General features: G+C 59.8%; 8 protein-coding genes and 1 pseudogene. 6 read left to right on the top strand and 3 right to left on the bottom strand.

Annotated features, from left to right (window positions below; genetic code table 11):
* The coding region (locus tag K359_RS0109420; protein ID WP_029079119.1) for a transposase at nucleotides 1–267 on the bottom strand (267 nt) is incomplete at its 3' end.
* A 63-nt stretch (nucleotides 268–330) separates the two neighbouring features.
* Here K359_RS0109420 and K359_RS51525 point away from each other — a divergent pair.
* The 5 genes and pseudogenes from K359_RS51525 to K359_RS0109395 all read left to right on the top strand — a co-directional run.
* A pseudogene (locus K359_RS51525) lies at nucleotides 331–897 on the top strand (cation diffusion facilitator family transporter); the annotation flags it as partial.
* Between the two features lie 251 nt (nucleotides 898–1,148).
* Nucleotides 1,149–1,472: a hypothetical protein gene (locus tag K359_RS0109410; protein ID WP_029079118.1), complete on the top strand. Its 324-nt coding sequence runs from the start codon at nucleotides 1,149–1,151 to the stop codon at nucleotides 1,470–1,472.
* A gap of 54 nt (nucleotides 1,473–1,526) precedes the next feature.
* Nucleotides 1,527–2,801, top strand: a complete 1,275-nt coding sequence (gene ihpA, locus K359_RS0109405; protein ID WP_029079117.1) for a divalent metal ion exporter subunit IhpA — start codon at nucleotides 1,527–1,529, stop codon at nucleotides 2,799–2,801.
* The gene (ihpB, locus tag K359_RS0109400) at nucleotides 2,798–3,775 is read left to right on the top strand and encodes a divalent metal ion exporter adaptor subunit IhpB (RefSeq protein WP_029079116.1); all 978 of its coding nucleotides are present in this window, start codon (nucleotides 2,798–2,800) and stop codon (nucleotides 3,773–3,775) included. Before ihpA ends, ihpB begins: the two co-directional genes overlap by 4 nt.
* A gap of 30 nt (nucleotides 3,776–3,805) precedes the next feature.
* A complete protein-coding gene (locus K359_RS0109395; RefSeq protein ID WP_029079115.1) occupies nucleotides 3,806–6,985 on the top strand; it encodes an efflux RND transporter permease subunit in 3,180 nt (1,059 codons plus the stop codon).
* A gap of 59 nt (nucleotides 6,986–7,044) precedes the next feature.
* Here K359_RS0109395 and K359_RS61150 read toward each other — a convergent pair whose 3' ends face one another.
* Nucleotides 7,045–7,587 (bottom strand): hypothetical protein, encoded by a 543-nt coding sequence (locus K359_RS61150; protein ID WP_156928420.1) that lies wholly within the window; start codon nucleotides 7,585–7,587, stop codon nucleotides 7,045–7,047.
* 3 nt (nucleotides 7,588–7,590) lie between these two features.
* Nucleotides 7,591–8,592, bottom strand: coding sequence for an AAA family ATPase (locus K359_RS0109380; protein ID WP_029079114.1), 1,002 nt, complete (start codon nucleotides 8,590–8,592; stop codon nucleotides 7,591–7,593).
* A gap of 318 nt (nucleotides 8,593–8,910) precedes the next feature.
* Between K359_RS0109380 and K359_RS51520 the strand changes: the two genes are divergently transcribed.
* Nucleotides 8,911–10,944 (top strand): type IA DNA topoisomerase, encoded by a 2,034-nt coding sequence (locus K359_RS51520; protein ID WP_084518329.1) that lies wholly within the window; start codon nucleotides 8,911–8,913, stop codon nucleotides 10,942–10,944.
* Nucleotides 10,945–10,953: the final 9 nt, after the last annotated feature.

Here is a 10,953-nt window from a genome sequence, read left to right as displayed (position 1 = left end):
CCGCTCCCGGCAGGCCTTGGCAATCCGACGCGACGAATACAGCCCACTCGCATAGCTATGCAGCAGCAGCGCCACCATCATCCGCGGATCAAACGGCGGCTGCCCAAGCCCGCTCACATAGCTGCCCATGATCTCCCTGAGATCGAGGCTCTCCCGCACCAGATCAACCATAAACCGCGAGACATGGCCTTTCGGCACGAAGTCCTGCACATTCGGCGGCAGAAGCAGCGTCTGATCGATGTTCCAAGGCCGAAAATACTTGCTCATCGCCCAATGTTGAATCAGACCCGACCAGATTTGAACAGCGACTATCCAAACAAGCTCCTAGAGGCGCCTTGGGTGGGCCTTGCGGTGAACGGCGTGGCGGGTTTCATCAACGCTGGATGGTCATGGCTTTTGATCCGTCGAGGGCGGCAGCTTAGATCACCGGCTCTCGTCGCCGATGGGCGCCATCTTTTCACGGACGTGCTTTCTTCGGTTGGGGTGCTGGGTGGAGTAGGGATTGCGGCGATTTCCGGTTGGGCCGTTCTTGATCCTGCGCTGGCAGCGGCGGTTGCCTTGAATATTTTGTGGTCCGGCTGGGGTCTCATGTGGGAGTCGGTCAGCGGGTTAATGGATGAAGCAGTCGCACCCGAGACATTGGTACGAATTAGAGAGATCATTTTGGCCGAGGCGAAGGGCGCGATTGAAGCACATGATCTACGGACCCGACATGCCGGCCGCATGACGTTTGTTGACTTCCATCTTGTCGTCGACGGCAGCACCACTGTTTCAACCGCGCATGACATTTGCGATCGGCTTGAAAAGGCGATTAAGGAGGAAATTGGCGAATCGCTGATAACCATTCACGTTGAACCCGGCAACAAGGCTGAGCATTCTGGCGTCATGACCTTTTGAAGGTCCTCGCAAATGAAAATCGTTCGCACGTTCGAGTGAAATAATTCATATTGGAGTGTGGTCTCGCTTCGAAAGGGATGGCGTTGGTGTGGGATCGCTGCTAATCGTCGGCGTCCTCGTTATGCTGCAGCGCGGTCGACGCCATCGATTGCGCATGTTACTCTTAGACACCGACTTCGTGAGTCCCCCGCAAAGTGAAATCCAGATCGAGCCAGTTCAGAAATCTGCATCCGCGCAGCTCTGGCGCTGTCGTGGCATTTCTTATTGCGCTCGTCTGTCTTCTGGCGGGGGCGTTGCATCAGTTGCGCGATCTCCAAGTGAATGAGGCAATGGTTCGGCCGACCGCTGTGGAATCGTTGATCACAAACATCGGCTCCTCGGGAAAGATCGAGATATCCCGAGCAAACGTCGTCGCGGAGCATGACAAAGACGATAGTTTCTCCGTGAAAACGCTTGAGCAGATGTTTGTGTTGGCTCTCGTCAAGCCTCCATCGATTTTGCTTAGGGAGCCGCGGACTTCTCACCCGGACTCGCTGGCTGCGATCGAAACCCCTCCGCCAAGATACCTGACCTGACCACACTTCGCCGGGCTTTCGGGCCCGTATGTTGTCGTTCATCAGGTTGTCTCCATGTTGTTGATTCGTGCCGCCACGCGGTTCGCGTGCGCGTCGGTATTGCTTGTTGGCCCCTGGCTGACGGGCATGTCCCATTCCCAGTCGTTATCCCTTCAGACGGCGCTGCAGCGCGCGTTGGCCGCGAACCCTCGGCTGACCGCGGCGGAGCGCGACGTCGGCATCGCATCCGGCCAGAGTATCCAGGCCGGCGCGCTCATCAATCCGGAACTGTCGTACGAACAGGACAATTCCTTTGGTTCAGGTCGTTACCGCGGTACGCGATCGGCGGAGACGACACTGCAGATCAGTCAGCTCTTCGAACTGTTCGGCAAGCGTGATGCGCGCATCGCCGCTGGCAGAGCGGCGCTTGACACGGCCACCATCCAGCGCAAGGCGGTGCGGCTGGAAGTTCTCTCCGAAACGGCCATCGCATTCCTGGGCGTGCTCGGTATTCAACGTCGCATCCAAATCCTCGACGAGCACGTCACCGCTATCGACCGGCTGACGCCGTTGCTGCAGCGACGGGTCGACGCCGGCGCATCCTCGCCGGCCGAGACCGGCCGGGCTCAGGTCGCTTCCGATTTGGTGAAAGCCGACCGGGAGCGGGTCCGCGCAGTGCTCGCGAGTGCGCGCCGCGAACTCGCGGCGATCATGGGCGACACATCGCCCAAATACTCCGCCGTATCCGGAAGGCTTGAGGCAGTGGGACGGCCGTCGTCGTTCCAGTCTGTCGTCGCCGCGATCGACGCCAACCCTCAATTGGTGCGATGGACCGCGGTGTACGCGCAACGCAACGCTGAACTTCTGATGGCGCGCCTCAGGCCCTATCCGGACGTGCGGCTGAGCGCCGGCTGGCGGCATTTCAACGACGCCGGCGACGACGCCGTGCGCTTGGGCGTTTCGATCCCCATCCCGGTGTTCGACCAAAACCAGGGCTACGTCATCTCCGCCGAACAGAGCCTGGAGAAGACCCGTGCAGAACGAGAAGCAAACCGCGCCGCATTGATCGTTCTTGCCGGCCGCGCCTACGATTCGCTGCAGGGTGCGCAGCGCGAACTTGCGATCCTGCGCGATTCCACGATCCCGAAATCGCGCCAGGCGGCGGATGCAATCTTCGAAGGATATGCGCAAGGACGCTTCAGCCTGCTGGAGGTCCTCGACGCGCAGGCCAGCGTAGCGCAGGCGCGACTGCGAGAGCAGGAAGCGCAGCAAAACTTCCACATCGCCGTCGCCACTATTGAGGGGCTTGTCGGCAATCCATTCGCACTCGCGCGGGAGAGCGCACGATGAAAAAGACTTTTAGAATTTTGACCGTCGGCCTGTCGGTCGCCGTCTTCGGTTTTGTCGGATTCAAGGTGCTTTCGCCAGCCGCCAAGACTGGCTTGGCGAAGACGCCGGACCAAAGGACGAGGATGGCAGAGGGTCGTGCGGAGCCGGATGAGCACGGCGCGGACCGCGTCTTCATCAGTGACGCCAAATTGGCCGCGGGCGGCGTAGCCTTGGGCGCCGCGGGAAGTGCCGTGCTCAGCGAGACGCTGCACCTCAACGGCATGCTGCGGGCGAACCAGGAATCCGTCGTGCAGGTCACACCTCGGTTTCCTGGCGTCGTGCGCGACATCCGCAAGCGAATCGGCGACGCCGTGGTCAAGGGCGACCAACTCGCCTCGATCGAGAGCAACCAGAGTCTTACCGCATATGATCTCAAGGCGCCCATCAGCGGCACGATCATTGAGAGGCAAATATCGCTCGGCGAGTACGCATCCGAGCAGAAGCCGGCTTTCGTGGTCGCGGACCTGTCGACGATCTGGGTGGATCTTTCGGTGTACCGTCACGATTTCAAACGCGTCCGTATCGGCGATGAAGTCCTGATTGATCCGGATGATGGTGGGGAGAATATAAAGGCGACGATCTCTTACGTCTCACCGGTCGGCGCGAGTGACACACAGACCGCCCTCGCGCGCGCCGTCCTCACCAATCCGGACGGCCGGCTCCGGCCGGGGCTGTTCGTGACGGCGCGACTCGTCTTGGCGAAACGCAATGCACCGGTAGCCGTCCGCGTCGGCGCGATCCAAACGCTCGAGAGCAAGACAATCGTGTTCGTGCGCGAAGGTGACAAGATCGAAGCCCGGCCGGTGCTGATCGGCGAGTCCGATGCTCAACATGCCGAGGTGAAATCAGGACTTTCCGAGGGCGAACGATACGTGGCCGAGAACAGCTTCGTCGCGAAGGCCGAAATGTACAAGGGTGGAGCTGCCGGTGAGTAAGTGTATCGTCATGCAACGAGGTGACCTGAGATGAACTTGGTTCTATCGTTCTCCCTCAGACATCGTTGGCTCGTGATGCTCTTTGTCTTCGGGCTGGTCGCGCTCGGAGTCTGGAAGTTCACGAACCTCCCGATCGATGCGGTCCCGGACATCACCAACGTCCAGGTCCAGATCAACACGAGTGCTCCCGGGTATTCGCCGCTGGAGACCGAGCAACGCATCACGTTTCCAGTGGAGACGGCGATGGGCGGCCTGCCCAAGCTCGAGTATACGCGCTCAACGTCGCGCTATGGGCTCAGTCAGGTGATCGTGGTCTTCAACGAGGGCACCGACATCTACTTCGCGCGACAGCTTGTCAATGAACGCATACAGCAGGTGAAGGACCAGCTTCCGGCGGGCGTCGATACGACGATGGGGCCGATTTCCACCGGCTTAGGCGAGATCTACAGCTACACCGTGGAGGCGAAACCGGGCGCCCGCGCGCCGGATGGGCGAGAATACACCGCGACCGAATTGCGGACGGTTCAGGACTGGGTCATCAAACCGCAGATGCGGACGGTGCCGGGCGTCATCGAGGTCAACTCGGTCGGCGGTTTCGACCGTCAGTTTCACGTGCTTCCGGATCCGGGGCGGCTGATCGCCTATAAGCTCGGCTTCAGGGATGTGATGAGAGCGCTGGCGGAAAACAACGCCAACGTCGGTGCCGGTTACATCGAGCGGAACGGCGAGCAGTATCTCGTCCGCACGCCGGGTCAGGTCGCCAACAAGGAGGAGATCCGCGACATCGTGATCGGCTCCCGCGGAGGCATTCCCGTCCGCATCCGAGACGTCGCGGAAGTGAAGGAAGGCCCCAACCTCCGCACGGGTGCGGCTACGGTCGACGGCGAGGAAACGGTGCTCGGCACGACGCTGCTTCTGGCCGGGGAAAACAGCCAGACCGTCGCGCAGCGCGTCGCGGCGAAACTGGCCGAAGTGTCGAAACTGCTTCCCGAGGGGATCATTGCGCGGACAGTCTACGACCGGACCAAGCTCGTCGAGGCGACGGTCGCAACCGTCGAGAAAAATCTCATCGAAGGGGCGACTCTGGTCGTCGTCGTACTCTTCCTGATCCTGGGCAATCTCCGCGCTGCGATCGTCACCGCGTGTGTCATCCCGCTCGCGATGCTGATGACGATCACCGGCATGGTCGAGGCGAAAATCAGCGCGAATCTGATGAGTCTCGGCGCCATTGACTTCGGCATCATCATTGATGGAGCGGTCATCATCGTGGAGAACTGCCTGCGGCTTCTCGCCGAGGAACAGCACAGGCGCGGACGACTGCTGTCCCTCCCGGAGAGGTTGACGGCGATCAGGGAAGGCTCGCACGAAGTCATCAAACCCAGTCTGTTCGGCACCATGATCATCGCGGTCGTCTACCTGCCGGTCCTGACGCTGACCGGCGTGGAGGGCAAGATGTTCACGCCCATGGCGCTGACCGTGTTGATGGCGCTTGCGGGAGCGGCGTTGCTTTCGGTCACGTTTGTCCCGGCAGCAGTCGCCCTGGTGGTGACCGGAAAGGTCTCTGAGCATGAAAACGCCTTCATGCGCATAGCAAAGCGGATCTACCTGCCGCTGCTGGCCGGGGCAATCCGGTTCCGCCGGACGGTTGCGCTCGTTGCCGTTGTCATCGTTATCGCGAGCGGGGCTGCGGCGACGCGGATGGGATTCGAATTCATTCCAAGCCTCGACGAGGGCGACCTCGCCATCACCGCTACCCGGATTCCCGGAACGAGCCTGACGCAGTCGCTGGACATGCAGGCAGCGCTCGAGCGCCGCGTGAAGCAGATACCGGAAGTGGAAACCTTCTTCACGCGCACCGGCACCGCCGAGGTCGCGACCGACCCGATGCCCCCTTCGACATCGGATGGTTTTGTGATGCTGAAGCCGCGCGCGGAGTGGCCTGATCCGTCCAAGCCGAAGTCCAAATTGGTCGACGAGATCGAGCGCGCCGCACAGGAGATACCCGGCAGCAACTACGAGTTTTCGCAGCCGATCCAGATGCGGTTCAACGAGCTGATCTCGGGCGTGAGAAGCGACGTCGGCATCAAGATCTTTGGAGACGATCTGGAGACCCTGCTGCAGTCGGCCCGCCAGGTGCAGGCCGCGGTCCAGAACATTCCCGGCGCCACCGACGTGAAGACCGAGCAGAGCGGCGGACTGCCGGTGCTGACCGTCAAGCTCGACCGGCAGGCGCTGTCGCGCTACGGGCTCAGCGTCGGCGACGTCCAAAACCTCGTGGAGATCGCCATCGGAGGAAAAAGCGTCGGGAAGCTGTTCGAGGGAGACCGCCGCTTCAACATCATGGTGCGTCTGCCCGAACACCTGCGTGGCAATCTCGAGGCCATCCGGGCGATACCGATTCCACTCCCTCCCGTGGAAGACGCACTCCAAGGCGCAATTCGAACGTCCTTGATGAGTCCTGCCGCCGGTCAAATGCGGTACGTGCCGCTTTCATCGGTGGCCACAATCGATGCAGCTCCGGGGCCGAACCAGATCAGCCGGGAAAACGGAAAGCGAAGGATTGTCGTGACGGCGAACGTTCGCGACCGCGATCTGGGGGCGTTCGTTTCGGAGTCGCAGCAGGCGGTTACCGAGAAGGTCAAGCTGCCGTCCGGCTACTGGATCGTATGGGGAGGACAGTTCGAACAGCTCGTCTCCGCGACCAAGCGGCTGACGATCGTCGTACCCATTGCGCTTCTGCTTGTTTTCCTGCTGCTGTTCATGAGCATGGGATCGGTGGCAGATGCGCTGCTCGTGTTCAGCGGCGTACCGCTCGCCTTGACCGGCGGTATCGCCGCGCTGTTGCTGCGTGGAATCCCACTGTCGATTAGCGCCGGCGTCGGATTCATCGCCTTGTCAGGGGTGGCTGTACTCAACGGCCTTGTGATCATCGCGTTCATTGATCGTCTCCGCTCCGAAGGCAGATCGCTGCTCGAGGCGGTAGAGCATGGCGCCGCCGCGCGGTTGAGACCCGTCCTCATGACCGCGCTCGTCGCGTCGCTCGGCTTCGTGCCGATGGCTATTGCGACGGGCGCCGGCGCAGAAGTTCAGCGGCCGCTGGCAACCGTAGTGATTGGCGGCATCATTTCGTCGACGATACTCACCCTTCTGGTTCTACCAGCGCTGTACGCTCTCTTCCGGAGAGAAGCGGCGAGCAAGGAAAGCTTGTGATGACACGCTTCGTTCTTTTCTGCGTGGCAGCCTTGCTGTTCGCTGCGCTCGCCATCGGCTCAACGCAGGCGGTAGCACTCGCTTCGATGTCCGCCGATCGCGAGGTATGGAGCCCGGCCCGAATCGACGCCCTTCCTCCGGAATTGCGCTGTGCGAATAGCCTCGATAGACTCCACCTTCTTTTTGTTCGGAGGATTGTTTCCTACTTTGCTCAGCGGCCCGCTTAGATAGTCGTTGAGAATTTCTTCAAGAACCGGACGTGCATGATCAGGAATATACAGCGCGATCACGCGGTCATTTGCTTCGGTCGTTTTGACCGCGCCGGTGCGTATATCTTGCGTTTTCATGTCGAGCACGTCAGGCGGCGTGCCGCGCTTCGATTCAACTTCGACGAATGTGCCGGTGGGCGGCTCTAGGCGCGTATCCGTCGGTTTGACGGCGTCAGCTGCCGCGAGTGCAACACGCAGTTCATTTTGAACACGTTGACCATGCGCGGCACGTTCACGAACAGCACCTGAACCGCCTCCTTGCTCGCCGACATAGCCTTGCGAAGTCGCAAATGCGATTATGTCAATGTGGGGTAGGTTGAAACGCGACGGCATACATTACGAACCTTCTGTGTCCATAAAGGCCGTTCGCATGGCGTGACGCTCTTGGAGACGGTCAACAAGGTCTTCCGTGGTGAGCTGCTTTCGCTCATCCAATATCGCCGTCTTCACAGCATCGTCTGCCGCTCTGACAATTTCTGATTGGCTTAAGCCCTCAGCCGCATGAATGATGTGTTTCCACGCCGGACGGACCACTTTCATCGGAATGACGTTGGCCGTGATGAGCGTTTTGATCTGTGCTGAGGTCGGCGCGTCAAACTCCAGAACTTGGTCGTAACGGCGCAACAAGGCCCGGTCGAGGAGTGACGGATGATTGGTCGAGCAAATGATAACGCTATCGGTCGAGTTACCTTCCTCCATAAACTGAAGGAAAGAATTCAGAACGCGTCGCATTTCGGCTACGTCATTCGTGGCCGTTCGTTGACCGCCGACCGCATCAAACTCGTCGAACAGGTAAACACCGCGGCGCTTGGCAGTCTCATCAAAAATAAAGCGCAGCTTCGCGGCCGTCTCACCCATATAACGCGTTATCATCCCTTCAAGGCGGATAATGAACAGCGGAAGGTGAAGCTCACCCGCCAAAGCCTCGGCAGACATCGTCTTCCCTGAGCCGGGTGGCCCCACAAACAGGACGCGCCGATTAGGAGTTTTGCCATGTTCGCGCAACCAGTCACGTTTGCGCTGCTGACGTAAAACATCGCTAAAGCGGCCCAGCAGGCGGTCGCCTAAAACAACATCCTTCAGCTTGTAACGTGGGTCGCGCATTTCAAGCAGCCCCTCTAGACTGCCACGCGGACTTGCAAACGGAATCGCGACCGACGCCCCCCGCGAATTGCGCGAGCGCGCTTTGTCGATTTCAGTTCGCATCTCTTGTGCGGTGTCGCGCCGGCCTTGCCGAGCTTCTGAAGCTGCGATCTGAAGCGCGATGGAAAAGAACCCATCTTCATCACCCTCAGCTCGGCTTCTCAACATAGCTAGAATCTGCTTGGCGCTCGACACGATAGATCCTCTCTACACGAATCGTACTACAGCCGCGCCCATCCGCGAACGCTTTTTTGATGCGTCATCCTCCGTTGTGTATGACCTGCGGTTAAGGGCGTTATACGGACGGCGATGCTGGACCGCTTCATCGCCGTTGTCTTCGCGTTCGGTTGTGAAGAACGAGCGCAAGCAGTCCCCCTGGATGCCGTCCGCCGACACGCGCCGTAAATAACCTCCAAGCAGGGCACTATCAGGAGTTGGATTAATTGTAGCTTGCGCTTCTGTGTGTTCATGGTATGTTCCAGGCGTTAAATGCACCCTCCCAATTAGGCCGTCATGGCAGATCAGATCGTCATCACGGAGAAAACCAGCCAGGCCAAAGACGTCCGCGCCGCAATTGGTTCTCGCTACGGTGATGTTCTTCCAGCTGAGGGCCATTTGTTCGATCTCCTCGAACCGGAGGATGTTGTTCCGGCCTGGAAGCGATGGTCGCCGATACTTTTACGGCCTGAAGGTCTTTACGGTACCTGCCCGGCAGAGGGCGGTAACAAAGCGGCCAAGCTCAAGGCCATTCGCGAGGCGTTGCGCACTGCCAAGCGCGTTTGGCTTGCAACCGATTGCGACCGCGAGGGTCAGCTGATCGGTCAGGAAATTCTTGAGCATTACGATTATCGCGGCCAGGTGATGCGAGTGCTGTTCACCGCGCAGGATTCGCAGACCATCCGCGACGCATTCGGTCGCGCAAAACCCAATACCGAATACTCTCGCCTATACGCCGCCGCGGTTGCGCGCCGACAGGCCGATCAGATTTACAACCTGTCGCTCACTCGCACCGCAACCGTCATCCTTGGACAAGGCGCGCGAAGAGTGATTGGAGTTGGTCGTGTAAAGACGCCGACATTAGCCATTGTATGCAAGCGTGAATTGGAAATCCGAAACTTCGTGCCGCTGGCCTATTTTGAGATTGTCGCCACCGCGAAAGTGGCGGGTGGGCAATTCCAGATGCGGCACGCGCCGCAGGACCGAATTGTTAAGCGCAAGATAGCCCAGGACGTAGTCAAAGCGGCTGAAGGCTTCGAGGGCGCGCTTACCGTGCGCGTCGAGGATAAGCGGCAAGTGCCACCCAAGCTGCATGATTTGCCGTCGTTGCAGAAACTCTGCGGCTCGCGCTTCGGCTGGTCAGCCAGCAAAACGCTCGAAGTGGCGCAGGAGCTGTATGACGGCCAAGGCAAGAAGATCATCACCTATCCTCGTGCAGAGGTTCGCTATCTGCCGCAAAACTTGATGTCGGACGTGCCGCGAATCGTAGCCGGACTACGGGCGGGCCAATCGTTCAGCGCGATCCCTGTACCCGAGCCGCCGGTGATTCGTAGAGGCGCGAGCGGCACGTTCTATGACAAGGGGCTGGAGGGTGCGAGCCATCATGCCGTCATTCCCAATGTCAACGCCATCGACAAGCTGCCGGAGGTCTGGCCCCGTCTGTCGTCTGACGAAAAGAAACTCTTTGACGTTATCGCAAGGGCATACCTGGCCGCCCTGATGCCCGACTTCCGTTACCGGCAGACAACCGCAACGCTCGATGTGCACGGCTTTGAATTCCGCGCAGCCGGTCGCCAGCCCATTGATCTCGGTTGGCGTGCCGCATTCCCGGAGTGGCAACCCGCCGACGAAAAGGGCGATGAGGCCCAATTGCTGCCGCCGCTGTGCAACGGCGAGACCGCGCAACTGCAAGATCCAAAAATTGAGAACAAGGAGACCCGGCCGCCGCCACGTTACAACGAAGGCACTCTGATCGAGGCGATGCAGAATGCCTGGCGTTTTGTCGATGACGAGGTTCTGCGGGATCGCTTGAAGGAAGCCAAGGGTATTGGCACGCCTGCGACCCGAGCCGAGATCATCGGCGGGCTTAAGAAGCAAGGTTTCCTGATTGCCCAGGGAAAGAACATTGTGCCGACCGAGACCGGCTTGTCGTTGTTCGGCGTTCTCAAACAAGCCGAACCGGCGCTAGTCGATCCTGGTGTGACGGCGCAACTTGAATGCCTGCTCGACGACGTCGTTGTAGGCAAACAGGAGATGGTCGGCGCGATTGACGCCGTATGCGATGTCGCCGAGCGCATTATCAGCAAGCTGAAGGAGGGGGCTACCGCGGTGGGACCTTCCTTGCTTGGCAGTGCAGGGGACAATGGCACAGCAACGTATCCACCGACGCCTGCGATGAAACGCTTTGCTGACAGCCTCGTCCGGCAAAAAGGCATCAAGCCACCACCCGGCTACAAGGCGTCGATATCGATCTGCCGCAAATTCCTTAGCGAACACGCGCCTAAAAAGTCCGACGGCGAAACGGCCGTAAGCTCGACTCCAAACCGGTAAGTCCTGCAC

It is taken from the genome of Bradyrhizobium sp. th-b2 (genome assembly GCF_000426785.1).
Taxonomy (GTDB): domain Bacteria; phylum Pseudomonadota; class Alphaproteobacteria; order Rhizobiales; family Xanthobacteraceae; genus Bradyrhizobium; species Bradyrhizobium septentrionale.
Note: the sequence above shows the minus strand (reverse complement) of the source record. Positions and strands in the feature narration are given on the sequence as shown.

What these genes read in the sequence shown, in the direction of transcription:
- K359_RS0109395 (WP_029079115.1), top strand. Translation starts at nt 3,806, where the DNA reads ATGAACTTGGTTCTATCGTTCTCCCTCAGACATCGTTGGCTCGTGATG.
- K359_RS51520 (WP_084518329.1), top strand. Translation starts at nt 8,911, where the DNA reads ATGGCAGATCAGATCGTCATCACGGAGAAAACCAGCCAGGCCAAAGAC.
- ihpA (WP_029079117.1), top strand. Translation starts at nt 1,527, where the DNA reads ATGTTGTTGATTCGTGCCGCCACGCGGTTCGCGTGCGCGTCGGTATTG.
- K359_RS61150 (WP_156928420.1), bottom strand. Translation starts at nt 7,587, where the DNA reads ATGCCGTCGCGTTTCAACCTACCCCACATTGACATAATCGCATTTGCG.
- ihpB (WP_029079116.1), top strand. Translation starts at nt 2,798, where the DNA reads ATGAAAAAGACTTTTAGAATTTTGACCGTCGGCCTGTCGGTCGCCGTC.